This is a genomic window from Paraburkholderia sp. GAS333 (assembly GCF_050435665.1).
GTDB classification, from domain to species: domain Bacteria; phylum Pseudomonadota; class Gammaproteobacteria; order Burkholderiales; family Burkholderiaceae; genus Paraburkholderia; species Paraburkholderia fungorum_A.
Genome location: NZ_JBNDKS010000002.1, coordinates 320,289 through 345,689, shown reverse-complemented (window position 1 = coordinate 345,689; position 25,401 = coordinate 320,289). Strand labels below are relative to the sequence as shown.

General features: G+C 57.2%; 17 protein-coding genes. 10 read left to right on the top strand and 7 right to left on the bottom strand.

Features of this window, described 5'->3' with window-relative positions; all coding sequences use genetic code 11:
- Nucleotides 1–176: 176 nt before the first annotated feature.
- From ABH945_RS10705 to ABH945_RS10695, 3 genes are all read right to left on the bottom strand, one after another.
- Entirely contained in the window at nucleotides 177–2,639 is a 2,463-nt protein-coding gene (locus ABH945_RS10705; protein WP_429250546.1) for a helicase-related protein, read from the bottom strand.
- 161 nt (nucleotides 2,640–2,800) lie between these two features.
- A complete protein-coding gene (locus tag ABH945_RS10700; protein WP_429250545.1) occupies nucleotides 2,801–4,447 on the bottom strand; it encodes a hypothetical protein in 1,647 nt (548 codons plus the stop codon).
- 359 nt (nucleotides 4,448–4,806) lie between these two features.
- Entirely contained in the window at nucleotides 4,807–6,159 is a 1,353-nt protein-coding gene (locus tag ABH945_RS10695) for a hypothetical protein (protein WP_429250544.1), read from the bottom strand.
- Between the two features lie 1,378 nt (nucleotides 6,160–7,537).
- Here ABH945_RS10695 and ABH945_RS10690 point away from each other — a divergent pair.
- From ABH945_RS10690 to ABH945_RS10670, 5 genes are all read left to right on the top strand, one after another.
- On the top strand, nucleotides 7,538–8,542 hold the full coding sequence (locus tag ABH945_RS10690; RefSeq protein WP_429250543.1) for a helix-turn-helix transcriptional regulator: 1,005 nt from the start codon (nucleotides 7,538–7,540) through the stop codon (nucleotides 8,540–8,542).
- Nucleotides 8,543–9,422: 880 nt separating this feature from the next.
- Nucleotides 9,423–9,947: a hypothetical protein gene (locus ABH945_RS10685; RefSeq protein WP_429250542.1), complete on the top strand. Its 525-nt coding sequence runs from the start codon at nucleotides 9,423–9,425 to the stop codon at nucleotides 9,945–9,947.
- Nucleotides 9,944–11,704: a hypothetical protein gene (locus tag ABH945_RS10680; RefSeq protein WP_429250541.1), complete on the top strand. Its 1,761-nt coding sequence runs from the start codon at nucleotides 9,944–9,946 to the stop codon at nucleotides 11,702–11,704. The genes ABH945_RS10685 and ABH945_RS10680 overlap by 4 nt, the downstream gene beginning before the upstream one ends.
- Nucleotides 11,676–13,379, top strand: coding sequence for a LeoA/HP0731 family dynamin-like GTPase (locus tag ABH945_RS10675; protein ID WP_429250540.1), 1,704 nt, complete (start codon nucleotides 11,676–11,678; stop codon nucleotides 13,377–13,379). Before ABH945_RS10680 ends, ABH945_RS10675 begins: the two co-directional genes overlap by 29 nt.
- Before the next feature lie 246 nt (nucleotides 13,380–13,625).
- Nucleotides 13,626–13,934 (top strand): hypothetical protein, encoded by a 309-nt coding sequence (locus tag ABH945_RS10670; protein WP_429250539.1) that lies wholly within the window; start codon nucleotides 13,626–13,628, stop codon nucleotides 13,932–13,934.
- A 232-nt stretch (nucleotides 13,935–14,166) separates the two neighbouring features.
- Here the strand turns inward: ABH945_RS10670 and ABH945_RS10665 are convergent, their stop codons facing one another.
- Nucleotides 14,167–15,231 (bottom strand): helix-turn-helix transcriptional regulator, encoded by a 1,065-nt coding sequence (locus tag ABH945_RS10665; RefSeq protein ID WP_429250538.1) that lies wholly within the window; start codon nucleotides 15,229–15,231, stop codon nucleotides 14,167–14,169.
- Between the two features lie 502 nt (nucleotides 15,232–15,733).
- Here ABH945_RS10665 and ABH945_RS10660 point away from each other — a divergent pair.
- Both ABH945_RS10660 and ABH945_RS10655 read left to right on the top strand, forming a co-directional pair.
- Nucleotides 15,734–19,162 carry a TM0106 family RecB-like putative nuclease gene (locus tag ABH945_RS10660; protein WP_429250537.1) on the top strand — a complete coding sequence of 1,143 codons (3,429 nt, stop codon included), beginning with the start codon at nucleotides 15,734–15,736 and terminating at the stop codon, nucleotides 19,160–19,162.
- Between the two features lie 133 nt (nucleotides 19,163–19,295).
- The gene (locus ABH945_RS10655; RefSeq protein WP_429250536.1) at nucleotides 19,296–20,024 is read left to right on the top strand and encodes a hypothetical protein; all 729 of its coding nucleotides are present in this window, start codon (nucleotides 19,296–19,298) and stop codon (nucleotides 20,022–20,024) included.
- A 768-nt stretch (nucleotides 20,025–20,792) separates the two neighbouring features.
- Here ABH945_RS10655 and ABH945_RS10650 read toward each other — a convergent pair.
- The 3 genes from ABH945_RS10650 to ABH945_RS10640 all read right to left on the bottom strand — a co-directional run bounded on the left by ABH945_RS10650 (nucleotide 20,793) and on the right by ABH945_RS10640 (nucleotide 22,781).
- The gene (locus tag ABH945_RS10650; RefSeq protein WP_429250535.1) at nucleotides 20,793–20,999 is read right to left on the bottom strand and encodes a hypothetical protein; all 207 of its coding nucleotides are present in this window, start codon (nucleotides 20,997–20,999) and stop codon (nucleotides 20,793–20,795) included.
- A 27-nt stretch (nucleotides 21,000–21,026) separates the two neighbouring features.
- Nucleotides 21,027–21,434, bottom strand: coding sequence for a hypothetical protein (locus tag ABH945_RS10645; RefSeq protein ID WP_429250534.1), 408 nt, complete (start codon nucleotides 21,432–21,434; stop codon nucleotides 21,027–21,029).
- A gap of 444 nt (nucleotides 21,435–21,878) precedes the next feature.
- Nucleotides 21,879–22,781, bottom strand: a complete 903-nt coding sequence (locus tag ABH945_RS10640) for a 5'-nucleotidase (RefSeq protein WP_429250533.1) — start codon at nucleotides 22,779–22,781, stop codon at nucleotides 21,879–21,881.
- Between the two features lie 242 nt (nucleotides 22,782–23,023).
- Between ABH945_RS10640 and ABH945_RS10635 the strand changes: the two genes are divergently transcribed.
- The 3 genes from ABH945_RS10635 (at nucleotide 23,024) to ABH945_RS10625 (ending at nucleotide 25,271) form a co-directional block, all read left to right on the top strand.
- Nucleotides 23,024–23,854 (top strand): SIR2 family NAD-dependent protein deacylase, encoded by an 831-nt coding sequence (locus ABH945_RS10635; protein ID WP_429250532.1) that lies wholly within the window; start codon nucleotides 23,024–23,026, stop codon nucleotides 23,852–23,854.
- Nucleotides 23,855–24,222: 368 nt separating this feature from the next.
- A complete protein-coding gene (locus ABH945_RS10630; RefSeq protein ID WP_429250531.1) occupies nucleotides 24,223–24,957 on the top strand; it encodes a hypothetical protein in 735 nt (244 codons plus the stop codon).
- A gap of 5 nt (nucleotides 24,958–24,962) precedes the next feature.
- A complete protein-coding gene (locus tag ABH945_RS10625; protein WP_429250530.1) occupies nucleotides 24,963–25,271 on the top strand; it encodes a hypothetical protein in 309 nt (102 codons plus the stop codon).
- The last annotated feature ends 130 nt before the right edge of the window (nucleotides 25,272–25,401 follow it).

The window sequence follows — 25,401 nt, the reverse complement described above, 5'->3', positions numbered from 1 at the left end:
AATCATGGCCTAAAACTCGTTGTTTTTCGAAAATCACGTCTGACGTCCGTCTATTTGCGCAAGTAATTCACCCACTCACCCGGTGTCCGCGGCGCGCTGCTTGAGTTCATTACCTGTAGTAAAGACTTCGACTCACCGTGGCGTACCAGTTCGATTCACTGGAAGATGATTCGATTTCATGCGTGATGTTGAGTGAATGGCCCGAAAAGGCCTGGAGGGCGGAAGTCCGGCGCGGCCTCGTTAATCTCGTCGACGATCGACTGCGGAATACCCGCCTCCTGGGCCATACGTGGCGAGATCACCACACCGTGCAGTTGCGCGCGCAGATCGTCCCAACGCGTGCGTAGCACTTCCCAGTTCCACTCGTCGTAGGTGCCGGTGAAGATCACCGGACGCACGACAATGCGCGGCGTGTCCGAAGCGCTGGTCGCGTTGGCGATGGCCTTGTCGAGCGACTTCTGCCACAGACTGCCGATGCGGTCGACGCGCCCGATTTGCTGCTCAACTACTCCTGGATTCCACTCGTGATGCAGCAGGACGACCGTCTTGCAAGCCCTTTGTAGGTTCAGCCCTTCGCGCCCAACCATCGATTGCGCGACCAGCACCCGTGGAAAACTGTGATCGCGATTGAAGGCAAGTTGCAGCAACCGGCGGGTGCGCTGCGCGGTGTCACCGTTCATGAGGCGCGCGAAGCCCCCCTGCGACGCCTTGAGTTCGCTCGTGATGCGCTTCCACAGCGCCATCGCGTCATGCTCGTCGGTGTCGGCGTCGTCAACATGCTCACCACGATCAATCGACGCTTCCACGAACTCGATGAACGTGCCCGCGATCGCCGCCGGTTCGACGGGCGCGTCCGCCGCGTTCAGCAACTCTTGCAAAGTACGCGCGACCTGCGCAAGCGGAGATGCTTCATCGCTCTCTTCGGCAGCGGTGACGGAGCGCTGGAAAGCATCGAAGAGACTGAGAGCGAGTGGGTGCTTTTGCACAGCGCCGAGACCTTCGCTCAGTTGTTTAATGAGCCGCGTTCGGAACGAGCGCCTCTGATTCTCGATTTGCCGATATTGATCGGCGAGGTGGCTCTTGAGGGTCTCGTGGGCGAGATCCCCAGTGCGTCCGAGTTGCCGGTGAGCCGCTTGCGCCGCGGTCCATTCGCTCTCCGATATTGTGGCCTGCGGCCACGGAAGGCCCGCGTCAAGGCTGTTAAGCATGGCGCGCGCGTTCAGCAGTTCGGTCAGCGCGCGCAGCGGCGCGGTGAAACGCCCGAAGACAAGCACTTTCTCGTCGCGGTCGCACACCTGCTCAATCTCCTTGACGGCCTCCAGAATCGCGGGGTGATCAAAAAGCGGATGCGAGTCATCATCGCGGAACGCCGCGCCAAGTACACCTTTCCACCAAGCGGCGCGTTGCTTGCGTTTGTCGGTAACAACATCGGGTGGATCAGCACCGTGGTCCATCAGCGGCGGCGTCGCCTCGTCTACGGTCTCGTCCTGCTCAGTCTGGCGAAGCCAGCCCGCGATGCCGTGCCCGTTTGCAAAGGTAAGATACAGCCGGTTTGCGCCCGAGTCCTCGACGCGCCGCGTGGTAAGCGAAAGTGATTCGGCCGCGCAGACCGCACGACGCCACGGTAGCGAAAGCCTAGCCGTCTCCACGAAAATTTCCTGAACCGCGCGATACGCGTGATGCGGCTCACCCGTGTGCCGTTCGAAGTCGCTGACGTGCCGATCCTCGCGTTTGTCACGCCTGAGCAGATACGGCGCGAGCGCATCCTCGAACGCCCGCGCTGCGCATTTGTACGCGTCACGTGTGGGGCGGTCCATCGGCGTTTCACGCACGCGCTCGACCGCGCGCGCGTATTCGTCGATGCGCGAGTCGATCTCAGAAGAAGCCACGTCCAGACGCGCGAGTGTCGATTTCCAGTCCTGCACGCTCAACTCGACGGGAGTCGCGCTTAGCGCGAGGCAACGCGCGTTCCTATTGCGCTGGATGACACGCCCGAACAGAGAAGACAACACCGATTGTTCGCCTCGACTTTTGTGCGCCTCATCAAGGATGATTAGATCGAAGACGCCGAGGCCTAGTCCGATCGCGCCCTCAAGCGCACCACGCATAGGCCCGTCGCTGCGATAGGCATCGGCTTGGCAAGCGCGTCGCCAATCGGTGATTGGGCTGAACAGGCCGTCGGCCAGCCGGCTGGGCATAGCTCGCGCCGGCTCGTACATGGCTTGCGCAATGCACTTCGCCACAGCCGCCTGCGGTGCGCGCCGCTTGCGCGTTTCGCCGTCGGCGGAATAGCCGTAAGGGAGGCGTTTGTTCGTGTGCAGATGCCATTGCGCGTACAACTCGGGCATAAGCGCCCAGCGCCACGTGTCGCTGCTGCCGCCGAAGCGCCAGTTGGCGAACGCATGGGAGATCACTACAGCGTTGTGATCGAACCAAGGGCGCTCCGGTCGGTCGCTGGTCGGAAACCATGCATTCATATATTGCCGCAGGCTGCGCAACAAGGGCACGTCGACGATGCCTGCCTCGTCGAGTTCTGCCTTCCACTGATAAGGTAACGCGGGTGGTACCAGAATCGCGACGCGGCCGCCTGCGCGAATCACCGCGCTCGCCAGCGCCGCCGCGATGCGGGTCTTGCCCATGCCTACCTCATCGGCGACCAGCACCCCATTCTGTGCAACGTGTTCCGCGATACGCGCGAGGCTCGCTCGTTGCCCGTCGTCAAGCCAGGACGAAGTACGACTCTCTCGCGCGATGTCACCGAGCGCGAGCGCGACCGCCGCCCAGCCTTTGAAATGTTGCTTCACCACGCCTCCCCAATCGATTCCGTCCGCGCCATTTGCCACCTTTCGCCGATGCGGTCGAGTAGTGCTTCGTACACTTGACCGTGCGGCGTCCCGCCGCTTTCGGCGTATGTCGGCCGAAACGACTCGACGCGCAACGCTGCGAGCGGATCGAGCTGCATTTCGCGGAACGCCCGCACGCCGTCGCTGTCGGCAAGCAGCGCGAGAGTTTGTTCCAGGCGGCAGCACCACGCGCTCCAGTCCGGTTCGGCGACAGCCGTCTGCCGTTCGGCCAGTCGCTCGATAAAGTTCATCATTTCGCGCACCGCATAGCGCGCGCGTGAATGCTCGCCGCGGGGCGCCGCGGGGTTGGGTGCACCATCGACGTCGGTGTCGCCGCCATCGACGTCATCGCCTGGGGGGTGCGGGAAGCTGGCAAGCTGCCACCAAGCTTCCTCCAATTCGAGCGCAGGCAGCGCCGCCGCCGCGACACGGCCGAACTCGTCGACCACCGGCACGTCCGTAACTACAACATTATTGCCAGCTTGCCAACGCACTGTGACGATGCGCGGTCGCGGCCCCTGCCACAGGAATATGTTCGCGCCGCTCTTGCGCGCGCAGGCTTCGCCCGACACGCCGATCACTTCGAACTCACCTTGAGCGTCATCGCTTGCCGCGAGTTCGCCGGCGTCGTCGACTGTCGCTTGCCACGCGAGCCAGGCCACCGGCGCGGCAAGATAAACGTCCTCGCGCTCCGGCATGTCACCGCCCGCAGTCAGTGCGTCGGGTTTGAGCGTGTCCCGCTGATGCACTGGTAAGACGTTCTCGACGAAGTGGTGCGGCTCGAATTCCTGATCGCGCGACCAGATCAAATCGGAGGTGGAGAATATGACGCCGGCTTCGAGATTGCCGCCCTCTAGTGCGGCACGCTGAAAACCCGGCCCGGTCAGGTTGCCTGACCCGAGATAGACCCACGCGCTCAGGCAATAAGGCGAATCGTTGCGGGCCTTGTAGCCGAGCATGAATTTCGCGTGCAGGGCGCGCGCCCGTCCATCACTGAAAATCGTGGGTGGCTGCGCCGCCGCGCGGATAGTCATGTTTGCCCTGTTCATCGCGTTGGCGCTTTTCGCGACCGCCTGACACGCGAGTGGATTGACGAACACGTCCACCGCAGGATTCGCAGTCAACAGTTTTTTGGTCTTGAGACGAGTTACGATCGCCGACAGCGTCGTCGGCACGGCGTTCGATTGCGCCGCGCTCTCATAAAAGCCCGAGCCCATTGCTAGACGATTACTCGCCACGTCGATGCCTGCCTGCGCGATACGTTCGGGCAATTGAGCTAGCAGCGATCTGTCCTCATTGTGAACAAAGCGTGCGACGCCGTTCGGTGCGTGTTTGGCGCACTGCGCAATCCACGCCGATACGTCGTCAATGGCAAGGCCCGTGTCACGCTTGCGCACAGGCTCAGCGACATCCAGCAGGCGTGTGTCGAAAAGCATGGAAAGCCGTCCGAGCATGCCGTGCGCCGCGGCGATGTCCGCACAACGATGGAGCGTTTCCTCGTCGGGCGAATGCATTTCGGGTAAGTCTTGCGAATATACGTCGACAGACCATGCGAGATCCAGACTTTCCTCGATGGTCTGCCGCGTCCAGTTGCCCGTCGACACGATAAGCCGGACCATCCACTCACCCGCGCGGTCACGATGACGAAAGCCAAGCAGCGCAACCTTCGCATGCACCAGCGCAAATCTCTTTTCAATGTCAGCGCGGATTGGTAGATGCGCGACGCCCGGTGCTTTCAGCATCGAAATGGCGGGATTGCCGGGATCAAGCATCAAGCCAAGCGCAATGCTGCCCGCATGCGCGCGCTGCGCCGCGGTCTGACGCGTGAAGAATTCGGCGGCGAGATCGAGAAAATCGGCGTCCGCAGAATAGCCGCACAGCCACCCGAAGCGGCCCACCCAAATGTCCTCCGGACCCGCAAACCATTGAGCGAGCGACGGCGGCTGAAGTTTCGCGTCGCCAGTCATGCGGTTTCCTCCAATTCGCTTTCGGTTATCGGTGCAATGGCGTTCGCGCGATTAAGCCAGCGTTCAAGGTCGCCGCGCAGGTCGGCATTAAGCAGAAACAGGTTGCGTACGCGGAACGAGAGGCCCATCGGCCAGTCGATCGAGGTGTCGGGCGGGGCGGCTTCGGCATCCGCTTCGTTGCGCGCTGGAGCGGTTTCGCGCTGTTGGCGCCCCTGATACGCCGCCCCAGGCACAATGTCGTCGCCGCGTAGTCGCAACACACGGCCATCGCGTTTGACGAGTTCGCGCACGAGGTGTTTGTCGTCGGGAAGGAGGCAGTCGTCACAGAAGCGGTTCGCTTCGCTTTCGGTGCGCTTTTCGTTGCGGAAGCGTTGCCCGGCGCGTCGCAGCATGTCGAGTTTCGTGTGGACGCCATCGGGAAGCGCGTCGCGCAGCGACAGGACCATACCTCTTCCGCCCTTCTCATTCTTGGAGATCTGCACTTCGAGCGCATCAAGCACGTCGAGCGCGGCATCGCGGGCGAGGGTGAAAAACGCGCCACCGCGCAGATCGGCCCAGTGCGTGTCGTTTCTGATCTCGTCCGGCTGATTGTCCCAATCGATAGACACTGAAGGTGCGAGGCGAATGGTCTCGACCCAATCGAGCGCTTCGCATCGGCGCTGCTGCAGGTAGGAGGACTCGTTGCGGCCGCAACTCCTGAGACGCTCGGTCAACAACACCCTCGCACGTTCAGGCAACGGCAGGGTCGGCACGAGAACGTGGCCCAGTCTGTCAAGAGAGCCGATCGGCTTGACGTTCGAGGTCCAGTCGATCAGATGATCGGCCACCGTGCGGCGATTCGGATGGACGTTAGCGCACGACGCCGCAATAAACGCCTCGCCCGCCTCGGTGCAGGCGAAGGTGTTGAAACGCGAGCCGGTGGCATCAACGAGACCGAATGCGGGCAGGGCCTCCACGGTCGACATGCGCATCGGCTGCGTCACATAAAACTTCTGCTCGCGCAGGCGGCGGAAGCTGAGCGCTTCTTGCTTTACACCACGCATCTTGTTGACGCCACGCAGTCTGGGCTCCGCCTGCCAGTCATTCCGCCCGAAGCCGAGCCAGCACGCAAGCGCCTCGATTGCATTTGCCGTTTCGATGTTGGTGAGCTGACGCCGTTGCCCGCGCGCACCCTGCGCGACCATCACGCCGAGTGTGGCAAGCATCACCTGCTTACAGAACCACACGCCACCCAACCCTGGTACGGCCAGTTCATTGAAATGTCGCACGGACGCAGACACGCCGAGCGTGCGCACACGCCTCTCGACCGTCAGTACGCCCGGGCCAAGCAATCCCCAACTCAACGTCATAAACAAGATCCCCGTTGTTCTTTGTTATCAGCGCAACTTGATGTCGCAGCCTTGCAGGATTTACGCGCGCGAACCAGCGCCATCATATTCGCGGGCCGGGATGTCGTTGCGTCGATCTGACCGAACTCCGGGCAAGGTATAGGCGCCATCCCGCGCGAGGCTAGACGCCAAATGACATCTATCGAAGCCGGCCTGACCCGGGCAATCAATGCTTTTATCGGCTTATTAACGCGAATCTAAAGCCCACTTGTGCGAATGATGGCGAAGACGGGCATCAAGAATGCACGACCGCTTTAAAGTAACAGAACTGAATTGCCACACTGCAAATTGGGCGGCAACGGGGCGGATGTGCTCGCGCCGTCTCGCAAGTTGGTACCATGCGCGAGCGCAAGCGGCGCTGGCAGCATCTGCACGATGTGCTCGGCAACGCTTGCAGCGCACTGTGCATTCGCGTTCTGTTCCAAACCGATAACGAACTCATCTTCCCTAGGACGGCCCCGCGTCTGCGCGAGTCCCCGGTGTGCGTTGAGCCGAGTCGGGACGCAGTGGAGGAGTTCGACTCCGTGTTTGCGGTTGGACGTGTCACCAACTTGCTGAAATTCGCGAGATTGACAAATAAGACTGCGTCAGGGACATCCCTCCCGAAGCGGTTGAGAATATGCCGCAGTCGCGGCATCAGCAGTAGGCGGTTAGGTCGGCCGGTGAGTGGGTTGTAGCGAGCAAGCCGAATCATTTCGCGTCGCATGTCCCATATATGCGTGTCGTCAATAAGCATCAGGATGAGAGCTGCCGCTTTTCCCGTGTGCATTGCGAACAGCATCGATGCGCATTGAATGGCCTTGTATATAGTCGTGTAGGGTTGACTAGGCATATCACCTTGGCAAGTACTCGTTGAAACAATGGACTTTCGGATTGTCCGATAGGCCTTCCGGCTAAGATATTTTGCTCAAAGGAGCGGCAGCTTCTTGTGGTGGATATCATCAGGACGGTATACCGTCATACTCACAAATGAAATGTTGCGTTTGAGTACGCCCCTATAAACACTGGTGGTCACAATGCCGTCGGGACAATGGTTGAAGATCATTGCGCGCAGCCCGAGTCGCCCTACTGCGGGAATCGGAACAGGTTTTTCCGCGTTCCAAATTGCCTCCCTGAGTCCACGAGCTTTTTCTGATGGTGAAGGTTAGACGGTCCATAAGACAAAGTGTGTCCCGTTTCATCCAGCACTTTCTGGTCGTGGTGCCCGCAGACGGATAACGAAGCCTGCAATAGTCGCTGTGAAGCCTTGGGCTAAAGAGCATCGAAGACATGTCGTTAACAGGTTATTGAAAAGTTCTCCCTCCCGATTCCATTCTTCGACATGCTAGATCGAGAAATCATGCAGGTCTTGCCCGATGCTGCCCGAGGCGAGGAGCCAATTTCCACTCCCGACGTACATCGCAAGCTCAGCGGCATGCTGCTCGACCCGCCGGTTGTGAAGACCGTGCAGCGACGACTCGAAGAAATGTTGAAAGACTCGCTTGTCCTCATGGAGCAGCGCGGGAGGGCCAAGTATTGGCGCAAAGTTGCGGGGGCAAGCGGCCTCGCCGCAAAGGCGGCTGGCGCAATGACGCACGACGAAGCACTGGCCCTGCAGACGTTGCGTCGATTCTCAACGTGGCGGATTCCGGCGCTGGTGGTCGAAACGCTTTCGCCGTTGTTCGATGTGGCTGGCAAGCGTCTAGCGACCTTTAATAGCGAGCACGAGCGACGCTACCGTAAATGGATCGATAAGGTCGAGGTCGAAACCAGCAGCTTCGCACTGCAATACCCCGAGGTTGATGCCGATATCTTCGCAACAGTTTCGCAGGCGCTCTTTAACGAGCAGAAACTTGAGATCGTCTACCAGTCGCGCTCGAAAATCGACAATGCCGAAGCGAAAATCATCCATCCGCTCGGGTTGGTGGAGGTTGGCGGCTTGGTCTATCTCGTGGCAGCAATGCCACGCCATCCCAATCCGGCGATGTACCGACTTGACCGCCTCACGCGCGCGACTATGCTGCCGGAATCGTTTGCGTACCCGCGCGAGTTCCGACTCTCGGCGTACGTGCGAGAACAGCGCCAGTTCGATTTCATGGTAGAGGGTGAGATTGACCTGAGGCTGCGCTTCAGGAACGGGGCAGGAAACCATTTGCTCGAAGCGCCGCTGTCCGGCGATCAGCAGGTCATACAGGGCGACGACACGCTCGAGGTATGCGGAACTGTGCTGTTGAGCCAGAGACTGCGGTGGTGGTTGAGGGCGTTCGGGCCGAACGTCGAAGTGCTGAGGCCGGAAAGCCTGCGCTCGGAACTGGCGGCGGAGGCCCGGGCAATGATTGCGATTTACGAAGGAGCGGAGCGTTGAGCGGTGTTTGTTAAAGGTGCTCGGACATGCTTTGACTGAAGAAGTGCTTATCGTGAGAAGGCAGTATGTTGACGCCGCCCTATTGCACCCATGCCAGGAGAAACCATGTGCACGAATTGTAATTCTTCCCCCCTGCAACATCTGGCCGCATTTGCGATTGTGTTTGTGGTCGCCGTGGTTGGTACAGCAGCAGTTGGAGCGTACGCCGATTGGGTTAAGTCCGATGCGCAGCAGGGGTAAATTGACACGAATCGATCTACTCCGGGCGGCAGGTTTGCTGTTGTCCGATGCGTACGACTAACGCCTTGCCAGGAACAATATGCCATTAGGATTCGCCTTTACGCTGAAATGCAGTCGATGCGGATGGATTCACTCGATCGGATTTCAGAGCGATGCTATTGGGCCGCGGGACCCCGATCCCGAATGCCCGCGATGCGGATCGCGCACAGCGGTCCGGTCGTCTCCGACTCTACGCGATAACGTTACCCTTCGCCTGAGACGGATCTGGCCTGGCATCTGATTGAAGTTTGAGCCTTAGTCGCTGCATACCACGAACAAACAACCAGAAGCAATATGCCGGTACGCCCATTACCTTTTACGTTGAAATGCGGTCAATGTGGATGGAAGCATACATTTGCTCCGCATAGTGATGTCCTGATTCCGGATGTAGATATCCGTTCCCATTGCCCACGATGTGGTGCACGGGAACTACAGCGGCGTGAAGCGACGCTGTTCGACCAGTTGTCGGGTAAGCTGAAAGACGTCATCTCGCGATAGGGCGAGCGGACTCCGATGGCTTCGCTTTCCTTTTTCATCAATCATCTTGTCACCCAACATGCATCCTGAACAGGATTTCGATCGGCTGTACACGGACATTTCTGTGAGCATCGCCGGTGCCATCGCCGATATCGACGAACTGAATGTCGAGCACGAGCGAGGCAGGCAGGAAATCGGCAACATGCTGCAGCGGTTGCGCACAATTCAATCGCGCTTCGACCTGCAACTCGCTGATCTCCAGCAATTCGCAGAGTGGGACAAATTCACGCTTGCCTTCTTCGGCGAGACAAATGCCGGCAAAAGCACCATCATTGAGTCGCTGCGCATTCTTTTCAAGGAAGAATCGCGCGAGCAACTGCTGCGCGAACAGGCTTACGATGTCGAGCGTTTCGAACAGGCGCTTAAGCATCACGTCGAGCAGGTCCGGCAAGACATGGATGGCGTTTGTGGAGACTATGCGGCGGAAATTGCCGATATCAGGCAAAGCGCGGCAGCGCTTGCGGGCGTGGTGAAAGCGGAATCGTCGGCGCGTGTGCGCCGCAAGGTCTGGCTGGGTGTGCTTGGCGGCGTCGTGGCAGGTTGTGCGCTCGCGGTGCCTCTCACGCTTGTGCTGCGAGGCCTGCTATGACCACGGCGAGCGTAGAAACTGAGGCGCTCTACGAAGACGCGACCCGCATCGCACCCTCGGCCGTACCTTCGCCCGTAAAGGCTACACGCGCGCCACTATCCCGCATCCGGGGTTCCACGAAGGCGCTAGACAGTCTGTTTAATGCGTCGCTCCCAGCGTTCCATGAGGCGTTAATCGCGCTAGAAGAGCGTCGGCTGGCGGCGCCGCGCGTGGATGGCCGGATCATCGGCACCGGCGAGGCGGACTTCACTAAGGGCAATACCGTTTATCAGCTGAATCACAAGGGCAAGACCTTCCAGTTGCTCGACGTGCCCGGCATCGAAGGCGACGAGAATCGCTACGCGAAGATCGTAGAGGAAGCTGTCGCGAAGGCGCACCTCGTCGTCTATGTCAACGGCACAAACAAGAAGCCTGAGAAAGCCACCGCCGAGAAGATCCGCTCGTATCTGCGCTGGGGCACAAAGGTCTATCCGCTCGTGAACCTACGCGGAAACGCCGATTCCTACGAGTTCGAAAGCGATCGTGAGTCGCTGGGATCGCATGGGGGCGCACTCGCCGCGCTTAAGCAGACCGTCGGCGTGCTTGATATCGTGCTGCCCGAAGGTGTGCTGCTGCCCGGTAACTGCGTGCAGGGGCTTATCGGCTTTGCATCACTCGCTGTGGACAGTGCAAGCGGCAGGACGACCATCCACCCAACGCGAGACAAGGATCTCGTCATCCAGCAACGCAATTACCGCAAGCATTTCGCGTCCTACAAGGCGATGTTCGAGTTCAGCCAGCTTGGTGTAATCGCGAAACTGGTTGATGCGAAGCTGCCCACTTTCCGCAAAGACATTGTCGAGAGCAACAAGGTGAAAGTGCGCCAATTGTTGGCCGCGAATATCGCGGAACTGCAAACCGCGCTCGCGGATCATCGGCGCTTCGTGAAAGATGTGTCGGGAAGTTTCAAGGACTGCCGTGATCTGGTCGAGATATCGTTGACCACGTTCGAGCGTCTGCTGGCCAACGGATTCTCCAACCGCTGGTCCGACTTCTTCAATGCGCTCAGCGAGCGTGCCGACACAATCGTTGCAAACAATTACGGCGAGAACGAAGTTATCGCGTCGGAGCTCAAGCGCAACTCAGCGGCACTACAGATCAAGGCGGGGGAGGATATCCAGAAGCATCTTCAAACGTTGCTCGAAGAGCTTCAGGAGCGTGCCAGCGACGCCATGCAGCGCTTGATTGTCGATGTTCAGCGCATGCAGTTCCTGCAAGACATTAAGTTCGATGCTGGCGACCGCCCGACGGCATTCCGGATCGAGCAACTGGACATGAGTCTGAGTCTCAAGGAGTGGAGCGGCATCGCGTTGAATATCGCTTCCTACGCCGTCACGGGCGCAACAATCGGTTCGGCATTTCCAGTCATCGGTACCTTGATCGGTGGGATTGCGGGGGCTGCAGTCGGCGCACTCATGAGCGTGGTCGGGTTCTTCACCAGCAAGGAAAAACGCATCCGCAAGGCTCAGGCACAGGTGCAGAACAAGATCGAAGATCTACGTAGCGAGGTGATGGGCAAGCTAACTGGCGAAGTAGCAAAGATTGCTGGTCCAATTCGCAGGGAATTGGCGAATTCTGTGCTGGCACAGGTCGATGCTTTGCAGGCAAAACTCGTGCGCCCACTCGCCGTTATTGAACAGCAGATTGCCGCGATGTCAAACATCAAAACTCAACTCGAACAAATGCCCTATGGAACAATTCAAACAATTCAGCGTTGATAAGGACGCTGCCGTCGGCAAGCTGAACCAGTTGCGCGAACTCCTCTCTGAGCTTGGTGAACTGGGGCTGGACGTGCGTCAGGATCTGGACAAGATCGGCTCCGCATTGGCATCGATCGAGAGTGATGTGCTGCGCATTGCACTGCTCGGCGCGTTTTCAGATGGCAAGACGAGTGTCGTCGCTGCATGGCTCGGGCGCATCATGAGCGACATGAAGATCGACATGGACGAATCTTCCGACAGGCTCGCCGTGTACAAACCTGAGGGGCTGCCGGGAGAATGCGAAATCGTCGATACACCGGGACTATTCGGCGACAAGGAGAAGACGGTCGACGGTCAGACAGTGATGTATGAGGACTTGACACGCCGTTACATTTCAGAGGCGCACCTGATTCTCTACGTGGTCGATGCGACAAATCCGCTTAAGGAAAGCCACGGCGAGATCGCGAAATGGGTATTGCGTGACCTCAACAAGCTCACTTCCACAGTCTTCGTCATCAACAAAATGGACGAGGTGACGGATCTGACAGAACACGCGCTCTACACGGAACAGGCCGCGATCAAGCGGGACAATCTAAAGTTGAAGCTGCAACGTGTGGCGGCCCTTTCGCCGGACGAATCGGCACAACTCAATATCGTGTGCGTGGCCGCGAATCCGAATGGCCGGGGTCTCGAATTCTGGTTCGGCAAGCCGGAACACTACGAAAGCCGCTCACGCATGAATGATCTTAAGGCGACGACGGAGCGAATCCTCAAGGAAAACGTGCCCGCGACACTGATCGCGAAAACCGGCTTTGACGTCGTGCGCGACGTCGTTGCGCAGAAGCTTGCCGCTGCGCAGGCACAACTCGCCGAACTCGCGATCTATGCAAAGCAGAATCAGGAGGAATCGGAGCGCATCAAGAGCGATATCAACCGCGGCCGCGCCGATGTCAATCGACTTGGTGGGGAGCTTGGCAAGGAGTTGCAGGCGATGGAAAAGCAACTGCTCAACAAGTTGCGTCCATTGTCGCTTGAGGATATTCGCGGCTATCTCGAAGATGAGATTGGCTATGCACAAGACGGCATCGGCTACAAGCTGAATCTCAATATCAAGACGGCGGTCGATCGTTTTTTCGAACAGTCTTCAGCCGTCACGAATCGTATTTCAGTTGAGATCAGTCGCCAACTCGACAAGAGCGAAAGTTTCGTTGAAGCAATGAGCGAGAGCGTGTTTCAATCGGCCAGCGGCGTGCTCAAGGGTATTTCGAAGATTAATCCGACTGTCATTAAAAACACGATTTTCGCTGCCCGAGACTTGCTAGGGCAGTTCACGGGTATCGCCATCAAGTTCAAGCCATGGCAGGCCACCAAATTTGCGGGTGCCATCGCGACCTGGGCCGGTCCTGCGGGTGGCGCAATTTCGCTGGGAGTCGATGCGTACAAGATGTACAAGAGCCACGAATTGGAGGCCGAGTTGAGGCAGGTCAAGGACGAGATTGGCGACGTCATTAAGAGCACCTTCAAAGATATCTACGAACTCCTGGCTGACAACGAAAAGATGCTCGACTTCTTCGCGCCGCAACTGCGTGAGTTCCAGAGCATTGTTACGACTATGAGCGATAGCGCCAGAGCGATCCAGGAGAGTCACGGGAAGTTCGATCAGATCGAACGGAAACTGAGAATGCTTGGCTGAGAGCGGGAGCACGGCGGTTGTTCTGCGCTACCGCCGTTACTAACGCTATCGCTTAGGAAGTAGATGCCTGGCGAAAGTTGACGCAACCTTGTTGTCGCAACGAACTCATCGAATTTTCGCTATTCTGAAGGTCGTTACATCGGACCTTTTTCTCGCACACGACAGAAAGTTGCGGGGGTTACGGACGGTGAATGTCCCTGTCACACCACAGAATCAATGTGTTGAGACTGCGAAGAAGCAAATACGATGAAACCTAAAGCTACCTGCTCCACGAAGGGGGTAAAGCCGACCAAAGTTGGGCCATTACCGCGCGCGGTCAGTCCGTTTTCTGGCAAGACTGCCGACTACCCCATTGCACATTTAGAACGCGTCTTGTTGGTCAGCGGGGCGATGAACGTATTCGGCCCAAACTATTGGCGCATGCGTGTCGCCGAGATCGCAGCAAGCCCGGCGCTGACTCCTGTTCAACGTGCACGCATCGCCCGAATTAACGACCTCATTGAGCGCTTGGTGCTGCGCGGCAACGAGGCAGACCTGGCCTGCAAAGCAGCTTGAATGTCCGGTGGTACCGAGAAGTCTTGAGGACGTGCGTAAGCGTGCGCAACTGCCCGATAGCCTCGCCAGGGGTGCCCCCTTTTGCGCGCTTTACTCCAATCGCAAATCACGACACTGGTTCTGCTGCCCTTGGTCTCGGTACCCCGCCCTCTATCATTGGGACCAGCGTGATTGAGATGTCGCGCATTTCGATAGATGCAGTCTAGGTTAGCTTTATTAATTTCGAGTAGGTTCAACTGTAGCGCTGCGCGAGCCTCTTGAAATCAGCGGCGAATTCATCGCGCAACGATTGCGGCTCCAGAATTTCGACATTTGCACCGAACGAACGCAGCCACCAGCGAAGCTTGAGGCTTGGTCTGACGGTTCCTTCTACGAGAAGGCGCCCGTCCACCAGCCGAATTGGTGCCTTCTGGTCCGTGGACATCTTTGATTCAAAAAGATGGTTGCCGCTGTTGCCCTCAAAAGCGAGCCGCATAAACACAGGCGCTTCGACCATGAAGTTAAATTGCTGTTCGTTGTCGATGAAATCGCGGAGCTTGAAGTCTTTGGGGTAAGCGAAGTTTTCCTTGCTCTCGTGCGCCTCACGCACGCGGTCAAGGCGGTACACGCTGCGCAGCGGTTTATGCTTACCCTTTTCGGGCCGCGGCTTATGCGCCGGGTCCTCTGCAACCAGATACATGACGCCGGCAGACTCGACCAGCGCGAGAGGCCACAAAGGCTTCATGCGTGGCTCGTCATTTTCAGCCATAGACATCGGACGATATTTCACATGCACGACACGCTCAAAAAAAAGCGCGGTCTTGATTACGTTGAACGCGTCCTCCTTGAGGGCGGGACGAGCTAGCGCAAACGTACCGTCGACTGAGTCCACCTTGTCAGGCCACGCACGGTGCAAACGACCGTCCGCGTGCTCTTGTGAAAGCCGCACTTCGGCGGCACGAAACAAATTGTCAATGTCGCTGAGAATGGCTTTAGGCAACTGTGTCGTGAACCGCTCAAGCATGTTGAAGGCAACGGCCTCCGAGGCAACCATAAGCGAGGCTGCTCTATTTGCACCCGCGAAAAACGGGACACGCTGCCAGAGAATCTCGCGCGCTCCGTCTTCCTGTCGTGAAATAACTAGCCTCTTGGCTTCCAGAGTTATCAGGTGCCGGCGCACTTTCTTCAAGTAGATATGATGCCCTTTGTCAAGGAGGCGTTGCTTCGTGTCGGGGGTCGATATCCACTTGATTTCGTGACGTTCGGTTGGCAGAAGTTCAAGAATTGCTTCGTCCAACGTGCTGATGTCCGTCGACATTCTTTTCCTCGTTCTTGCTATTGCGCTTCCGGTTTTTAATCCGGAAGCTTGGTTCGCCAAGGCGAATCTTAAGTAGCGGTATATTTGCAAGGCCCACTGCTACTTATAACGGCAGCCGACCCGGAAACTGAACAGCGAAAGGTATGCGCGCGATATCTCTGTCTGTACGTGCCAATCGCTGTATGAAACATTTCTCGAGAGAGACGCCCATCGTCCCTGTTAAATCGCACAATGCGGCCTAACCGAATTCGTGAGATTGCCAGTTATACGAACGCTTTTGCCTCCTAGCCACCGCTCTCAAGTTTCAATCCTGGAAGTAAGAATCGGTTACTACAAAGTCAAATGAGAGGTTGCCTGCTGCGAACGCATTAAAGAACAGAATAATCAAGCCGATAAGCGGTAGCGGGCTGGTCGGTCTTTTCGAGAGGACTGCACGTCAGGGACTCAAGTTGTCCCCAGCGTCCATATGATGTGGAACTCGGCGTCAGAGACGGAGAAAAATATGCTGCGAATGAATGGGGAACGCACCTACTCGGCGTCGGATCTGGTGTCGTTTCTAGAGTGTGAACATAGCACGACGCTCGCACTTATTGACCTGGACACGCCGCTTGAGCGCAATCCAGAAGACGAACAACTCGCGCTCGTGCAGGAAAGAGGGATCGTGCACGAGAAAACATATCTCTCTGAGCTGACAGCATCAGGCAAGAGCGTAATTGACATTAACGCAGTGGCGGGGAAAGACATCCAGGCTCGAGTTCGAGAAACGTTAAAAGCAATGAGTGAGGGCTACGACGTCATTTATCAGGCGGCATTCCTCGACGCGAATCTTCTCGGTTACGCCGACTTCCTGGTCAAGGTGCCGAAGCCTTCGACCCTTGGCGACTTTAGCTATGAAGCCGTCGACACGAAACTGGCGCTATCGTCGCGAAGCAAGTTTATTACGCAGTTGGCTTTCTACTCGCATCTGCTTGCCAACGCACAAGGCGTTTATCCTGAGCGTATGGCCATCGTCCTCGGCTCGAAGAAAACAGCGACCTATCGCTGCGCGGACTATCGACACTATTTCGATACGTCACTGGCACGTTTCATCGCGCGCGTGACAATTGCGACCTCTGCGAGCGATACCGCATCCGCCGTCGAAACCTATCCGGACCCGTGCGACAAATGCCCCCAGTGCTGCTGGAGTCAGATTTGCGATAAGCGCCGAGAGACAGACGATCACCTGTCGCAAGTTGCCGGCATTACGCGCGTCCAGGTTAGCAAGCTGGTAGACGCAGGTATCTCGACGCTTGCGGGGCTTGCAAAGACACCGGTGGGCACGTCAGTGAAAAGAATTGCGCCGGAAACCCTCGAACGACTTCGTTCCCAGGCGGAACTCCAGTACCTGTTTCGCCAGGATGGCCAGCGTCGAACCGTGCTGCTATCGAAAAACCCTGGCGACCCTCGCCTTCGCGGCTTTGAACGTCTGCCCGAGCCGAACCCCGGCGATATTTTTTTCGACATGGAAGGCAACCCGCTCGAAGACGGTGGCCTTGAATACCTTTTCGGCGTTTGGGAAATCGATAAGCCGGGCGGCCGGTTCGTTTCATTCTGGGCACACAACCGCGCGGACGAAAAGACCGCGTTCGAGGAGTTCATCGACTACGTGGATGCGCGTCTTGCGGACTACCCCGGCGCGCACATTTACCATTACGCTCCCTACGAGCCGACTGCGCTGAAAAAGCTGATGTCGGTGCACGGCACGCGTGAAGCGTCCGTCGATAATCTGTTGCGCGAGGGCAAGCTCATTGACTTGTACGGAGTAGTCCGGCAGGCGCTGCGTGTTTCCGAGTCCAGCTATTCCATCAAGTACATCGAGCGCTTCTATCGCGGCGTTCGCGCAGGCGGTGTCACGAACGCTGGCGCCAGCATCGTATTCTATGAGCGCTGGAAAGCGTTGCGCGGCGACCCGGAGAAGAAGGCCGAAGCGGACAGGCTGCTCCGGGATATCGGGCTGTACAACCAGGATGACGTTGAGTCGACCTTCCAGCTGCGGGAGTGGCTGCGGACACTCCGCCCAGCTTCCATGCCGTGGTCGAATCGACGTGCCGACAGTGGAGATGCCTCCCCTGTATCGTCAAGCCCGAGCGAGGCCGTGATTCGAGCCGGGACGCTCGTGGAGTCGATTCTGAAAAACCTGCCTCCAGATGAAGTCGACTGGAAGCCGGAGCATCATTACTGCGCGCTTATCGCCCATATGGTCTTGTTTCACCAACGTGAGGCGAAGCCCGAGTGGTGGGTGGTTTTCAATCGAAAAGATATGACTGAGGTCGAGCTCATCGAGGACGCGGAGTGCCTGGGTGGTCTTGTGCGGAATAGCATCCGGCCGCCGACAAAAGATAAGCGCTCCAAGCGCTACTGGTACAGCGTACCGCCGCAGGATACTAAATTGCGGGACGGCTCCCGCGTGATGAACGTCCTCACGGGCAAAACACTGTCGAATCTTCAGGTCGATATGGACAACTTGAGCGTGTCGTTCACCGTGGCTGGCGACAACGTGCCCGAATCGGTCATGTCTATTAGTCCGACAGGGCCAGTCGATACAAAATGGCACCGCGTTGCGCTCGAACACTTCGCAACCCAGTTCAAAGGCAGCGCCAACGGATACAAAGCGGTTCATGCATTGCTGGGCCGAAAGACGCCGAGCATCAAGGACATCCCGACTGGAGCTGCGCTTGTCAATGAGAATGCCGAGCTCCTTCCGCAGGTAGTTAGCGTTGTCAAGGGAATGGATGAAACCTGTCTCTTCATACAGGGACCGCCCGGAGCGGGCAAGACGTTCACTGGCTCGCATGTCATTCTTGAGCTATTGAGGCAAGGAAAGCGTATCGGCGTGACCTCCAACAGTCACCACGCCATCAACAATCTTTTGATGGCCGTTGAAAAGCGCGCGATGGCTGCGGATTTTCAATTCGCCGGAATGAAGAAATCGACCGGCGACGATTCACTTCTCAACGGTAGCGGACTGATTATCGACGTCACAGATGATGAAGTCATCTTCAGCGGAGAGGCTCACCTCGTTGCTGGCACCTCGTGGCTTTTTGTCCGCGAACAGATGCATGACACGCTGGACTATCTTTTTGTAGACGAAGCGGGCCAAATGGCGCTGGCCAATCTCGTGGCTGTCGGTATGAGCGCAAAGAACATTGTGCTCTTGGGCGACCAGATGCAGCTCGCCCAACCAAGTAAGGGCATGCATCCGGGGCGTTCCGGAGACTCGACGCTCGATTATCTGCTTGATGGCGTGTCCACTATCCCGGCCGACAAGGGCATCTTCCTCAAAACGACATACCGCATGCATCCCGACGTCTGTGAGTTCATCTCGGATGCTGTCTACGACGGCCGCCTGATGTCGGCTCCCGGGACTGCTGCACGGGTGGTCAACGCGCCCTTTGGCAATCAAAGCGCCGTCCCGTTGACGGGAATCCGTTTTGTTCCGGTGTCCCACGACGGGAACACGCAGTCGAGCAAAGAGGAAGTTCAGAAAGTCGTCAGCATCGTGGCTGACCTTCTCAAGGGAATGCACGACGACGACGGCCGCATGGTGCCAATGACGCTCGACGATATCCTGGTCGTCGCGCCATACAATGTGCAGGTCAATGAACTTAAGCGCGCGCTGCCGGCGGGCGCACGCGTGGGTACGGTCGATAAATTTCAGGGACAGGAAGCCCACGTCGTCATCCTGTCAATGGCAACTTCCAATGCCGATTACCTGCCGCGTGATATTGAGTTTCTGTTCAGCAAAAACCGGTTGAACGTGGCCATCTCACGTGCCAAGGCACTTGCCATTCTGGTTGCGAGCCCCGACCTGCTGACTATTCCCTGCTCGAGGCCCGAGCAGATGGCGCTTGTCAACACACTGTGCGCGCTCGTGCATTACTCCGCGCGATGAGCCGTGCCGAAGGCAGGGCAACGTTTCTTCTTGCTTAGCTTCACGCATTCTGGATAACGACAGGTCGGGCGGGAATTTTTACTCCGCTTGAAACCTGGCAAATACATTCATATTCGACCTTGGACACTCGACATTGACCTTTTCTGATATCAACAGTCGCCGCATTAGACAGTTCCCGTTCGTTGCAGGGACCAAATTCAAGGAAACGGATTGGCGGCAGGCCGAAAAATCCCTCAAAGTCTTCATGGTTCTTTGGGATGGGGTCAAGGGGGGCACGCTAACCGTCGACGACATCCGGCATTCTTTCTTCTATTCGACTTCTGACACTATCAGTTATCGCGAAAGCTGGAAGTGTGGCCAGTATTGGTCGGTCGCAGCGTGGGAGCTCGCATGCAAGCAAGGGAACACTAAAGCACTAATTTCCGAACATGTGCTGCCACGCGAAGCAATGTTGCAACATCTATTCTCTGACCATGTCTCGACCGCAAATGAAGCAGCTGCCTACCTTTGGGAAAACAGCTTCGTTTGCGTCATCACGAAAGAAGAGAACAAACGGCTTAACAAAGCAAAGTTGGCCAAAGAGGGATTCCCGCTAGACCCATGGAAGCGATACTCGGGGGAATGCCTTGACGACCCTATCCTCGTCCTCGATGCGGAATTCCCTCCGGGTAACCGCCTGATGAGCGACGTCGAACGTGTGCCGCTTGAGCAGAAAAATCTGCTTCGTGGAACGGAAGTCGTTTTGGTCCGTTCATCTTGTGTTGGAACCAGTGACGCTTCCCTGGAGGACGCGAGCATCAAAATCGAACGCGCCAGCTACTTCGCTGTTGATGAGCGACGCGACGATATCGAGCCACAATAGTCGAGATTTCGTATCGCGCCGATAACAAATCGTCGGCGACTTGCAAGGGTACGGTCAGACAATCAAATGACGGATGGCATGCCTGTCGTTGCCGAAAAGGCAGTGATGTTCGACTATGGCGCAGTGTCGCAAGTGACGAAGAGAGGGCGCGAACTGGAAGCGACGACAACTTCGGGCTGTGCTGATTTACTAGAAGTCGCAGACGTCGTCGAAGCCTCGCTCCGTCCAGATTATGCTTCGCGGAATAGTGAGGTGTTTCCTTGCGCAGTCACCCTCTGCTCCCGAAGCTAATATGCTTGGGCTTTGTTTTTTGTGCGGCAGAGATGCCCTCCGTCTCAGTCACGGCCCCAAGTCGTCATTTATGCCCATTCCAGACGGGGTCCGGGTCGTCGTCCCAAGCGGGAGCGAATTCCACTGCGTTCCATTTCTGATGGCTTCGGTCGAACGGCGTTCCAGGCCCTTCTCGTGGGCGGTCGTGGCGATATATCCATCCCGGCTGTCTGGAGTTTTGCATCTGCTGATAGCGCGCCATAAAGTAACTCGTCGACATGCGAGGGCCACGGCGCAGGAACTCACGACCCTCGAGGTTGCAATCTGGCGTCCAAATCTGCCATGTATATTTGTAGAACATCGGCGGTGTTGTGGGCAAATGGCCCAGACAAAACCACAACGCGCCGGGGCGGTCTCGCTCCCAGCTTTCTCGGGTGGGTAGTCGCATTTGTCGGTCAGATTTAAATGTCGGCGCAATTAGGGCATGTCTTGAGAGGTTCAATCGTCATCATCGAAGCGGACCAGGGCCATCAGCTGATTGCCATTCCCATACACCCTAAGATGGGAATCGAATGTCTTATCTAGTTGAGGATTGTAGATACCGACCATTCTGCCGCCCACGTAGGCGTATTGCTTCCCCTGGCCTCCGGTCTGGATACGACCAACAATTCTCAATGAACCATCACGAAGATAAATAGTATTCACAACGCCTCCGGCGTATTGTCCTGCTACTTAGAAATTGTCCGCCCAGCGGCCCCAGAAGCCGGGCTCATCGTGATGAGCATTTTTCATCGCTAGCTCCAGCGAGACCACGTAGAACCTGACGTCTTCATAGCGCATAGACCCGTCAGGAAACTCGAGGAAAGCCTGTACCTTGCGATAACCGTCGTCGGCCTCGCTGAATGGCACATTGATGAATATCTCGCCGGTATAGGAGCGAATCACGGTTTCGGACGCGACCTGTCCGCACTCCCGCCATTCGATGCCTTCGCTCCCAAACCATCGCACGATTTGCAAGCGCGAATCCAGACTCCGATAGTCCACGCGGTGAGGCCGCTGTGCCATGAGGAACTCAAGGTAAAGCACATCCCGATTCAATTTTCGCGCGATTGCGTCAATAGGTTCCAGTAGCTGTGGCATTGCGTATCACATGGTAGGTTAGAGACAGCGGAAGTTGTCGTTGACAAGTCATTCGATGACGTAGCTCATCGCAGTTGCGCATGCCGGGCATAACGTGCGGATACGGCCATCCGGGCGTCTGTGCAACATCGCAGCGCGGCCGCATCGCTCGCAACTTCTCTGACTCAGCAGTGTCGCCTCGGCAACCCAGCCACCTACCCTATCCGTGACGTCGCCTCGGATAAGAAGGCGCAGGCTGCCTAGCCTCGCCCAAACTTCGATGACGAGCAGTTCCGACGTCTGCGCCATGACTTCAAGCTTGTAGGACAGTTCGTCAATTACGCGGTACCACCCATCATCACATTCGAATCGGCACGCGCCTGAATAGCGGGGTTCCAGCGAACGATAGATAGCCGGATAGCTCGTGACTAGCGTCTTCTCGAGTTCTCGATTCATCGCGGTCGCTTAATGGAGAACTAGCCGTGTTTCGTTATTGATACCGTGCGGGACGTGCCCCGTTGCTACGAGTTTGGAGGCTGACTCGCAGTTTGGTACGTGGTCGTCGAAGAAGATGTCCGGCCTGAATTCTGCGAGAAAACGCGTCTTATTCTTACCACCAAGAAACATGGCCTCATCAATTGCGACACCCCAGGACATGAGCGTGCGGATCGCCCTTTCGTGCGCCGGCGCACTACGAGCTGTAACCAGCGCCGTACGCACTCTCGACCCGCGCTGGTTCCGGAGCGCGGACAACGCAAGGAGGAATGGCGTCAGTGGACCAGGAGACAGCGGCGAGCGCGCATAACGCGCTTCGTGGTCGTTGAACTCCTCGAGCTGTCGCAGCCTAAAAACGCGCTCGGCTTCATCACTGAAGAGAACGGAGTCTCCGTCGAATGCGATGCGCAACTGCTCGTCGTCGGGGGCGGCTTCCAAACCAGAAACCGGGTACACACAGGCGGCGGGAAAGCCGGCTGTCATCGCTTCCTTGACGTCCGACGCATGAGCGGAAAGAAACAAGTTCGCCTCAAGCGGTGCAAGGTAAGCGTGCGGTCGCGCCCCGCTGGTGAAAATGGCTCGGCTAATCGCCAGTTCATGATGTCTAGTTGACGCAAACACCCGCAGGCCTGTCACAGGGTCGTTACGCGACAGGATGGCAACCTCGACGTCGTTACTCCCGTTGGCATTTAAGGCCAGGAGCTTGCGCACGAAGTGGAAGGCCACGCCGGGGCTTGCAGGGACATCCAGTTGCGACGCCTGTAGCGCACAGTAAGCCGACGGGTCGGCCTCCCGAAACACCTCGTTCTCCGACTCAAAGTCGAAAAGCGCTCGGGCGGAAACAGCGATGGTGATTTTCGTGTCTGCAATCATGGGTCTCTCCTGTGGCTGGAAAGAATGGTGCATGCGATTGGGGACAAATAATGTCCCTAACCCCCGATAGAATTACCGCAGACCGAAAGAGAAGCCGGGTGGATACGCTCACCTAGCGAGTCTGAACCCATCGCGTTTGCATCTCCTAGCGGCAGATTCGCGATGAAAATGCCACGTCAGCGCTAGGCGCCGACAATTGAAACGCACACTTTGAAGTTCAAGCAACGTAATCGGGGACACGTATGGATAACGACGCTGCAATCAGGCAAGCGGCCCGCTGGATTTGCGACGCGGATGGTCTGCTCGTCACTGCAGGCGCAGGCATGGGTGTGGATTCTGGACTACCTGATTTTCGGGGTGCCGATGGATTCTGGCGTACTTACCCCGCCCTGCGCCACTACGGATATTCATTCGAGGACATGGCCAATCCATCGGGCTTTGCGAGCAATCCTAGCTTGAGCTGGGGATTCTATGGGCACCGCTTGGCGCTTTATCGCGCGACAGTGCCTCATGCCGGCTTTGGCATTCTTTGTGCGTGGGCGTCGGTGATGAAGCAAGGTGCCTTCGTGTTCACGAGCAACGTCGACGGTCAGTTTCAGAAAGCAGGATTTGATGCCGAACGCATCGTGGAGTGCCATGGAACTATCCACCGGTTGCAGTGTGTCGACGCTTGCACTGATGAAACCTGGCCAGCGGATGATTTTTCTCCCATCGTCGACGAGGCGAGTTGTCTACTTGAGAATGAGATGCCTATGTGCCCATACTGCAATGGGCTCGCCCGGCCGAACATCTTGATGTTCGGAGACTGGAACTGGGTGGACGGGAATGCGGAAAGGCAGAAGAGTCGCCTTTCAAAGTGGCTTAAGTCCGTAAAGCGACTCGTTGTTGTCGAGATTGGCGCTGGCCGGGCGTTGCCGACCGTGAGGCGCTTCAGTGAATGTCACGGGCCACGTGTCATTCGAATTAATCCACGCGAGTACTGGATACCACCGGACAAAGGTTTAGGTATATCAGGTGGTGCGTCTGGAGTGATTGAACTGCTCGACAACGCAAAGAAAAGGATGGGTACATAAACTAAGTAAAGAAACCAAAAAATTGGTCGTTATTGATGGTGGTGTGGGCGTGACATGAATATTGGGAACGTTGAGGTTCCCAGTACCGCAGCGCTTCCTCAAACGGCTCGGGGATTTTAGAAAACGTTATTGGACAGCTCAAATTGGAAAATAGGACAGACCGGACGCGACTGAATACCGCGAGTGGTAGAGGGCAGTTTGAATTCTCGGGAAACATAGAAACGGGAATCGAACTATTCTACGGAGAGGGGTTCCAGATTTCCGGATGGGTACCCTCGGAGACAATTCATGCGCTCCGAGCAGAGTTTCTGCCAAGACCGAGCCCCGTTTTGGTTGGAACCAGTTTTGACGACCCCCCGGCCGGTAGCATGGGTGACTGGTTGCTATCGCGGAAAAGTCCAAACTTGGCTTGCTATCTGGTTCCCACCTTGGAGTATCTGGGTTGCGGTGCGTATGACGTAAGTCGTCGTAGGTTCTCGTTCACTGAAACGACGGGGCTCAGCGAATCCGACACACATGTGCCAACAAAGCCGCCAGCGACGCCATTGGCGGCGGAAAGTTTCGACGGCGACTCGCTGGCTATAGAGGCTGGAAAGATGATGGCGCGCGTTGCAGAAGAAGCGACAACGCTTGCTTTATCCCCGGTCCAGCGATTTGCATGCTCGTTGTCGGAATTCTCGAATGCCGAAGAGCTGCGTTGCCGATTGGGCGAATTGAGCCTCCCAGCCAAGGGAGATTTCGTTGTATACCGCTTCCAGACCGATGTACCCGGGAAATTTCACGCAGTATTCCCGGAAAGTTCAGTCCGCTCGTACAAACTCAGTCGCAAGAATGAAGTTACGGATGATGGCGTCACTCTTTATGTCGGAAGTTCGAGAGACTTCGCGAGCAGGCTGCTGCAGCATTTCGGATTTGGATTCGAAGGGACGTATGCACTCCATCTGACGCGCTGGGTGCCGGAGTCGCTCCGGCAGACACAAATAGTGCTTGAGTACTGGACAGTTCGTAATTGCAATCAGGTGCGCCCTATCGTGCTCCAAACATTGGAGGATTACCTCTGGGACCATAGTCGTCCTGTGTTCGGCCGACGGGGCTCAAAATAAGGGCAATGGCTGTCATCCAGCAATCGGGTGATGGCGTAGTGAAACCCTTTGCGGCACTGCACCGCCGCCCTGCTTGGCGGGTCGGCGACGCAGTTCTTCGCGCATCACGAGGTGTGTTCGATATCAAACGCCATTCGAACGGGCGCGTTCTAGACGTTGCCGTGGTAAAGGGGCGCACGAACGACGGAAGCAAACGTTTCTTCTTCATCCTCGGCGACAACGGGTTGGAGCGCGGTGCGACCAAGGGTGGCACAGGCGGCGCAAGCCGCCTGACCGAAGAAATAAGGTCAGCGCAACGTACGCGGACCTTATAGAATGAGTGCGAGGAGACTATACGAGGATTCTTTCCACATCGTGACTCCTTCTTCGAATCCCCCACACTCTTTAACTTCATCTAAGCTGTTCCCGCCAGTCCGCCAATTATCACGCGGCGCGAAGCAGTTC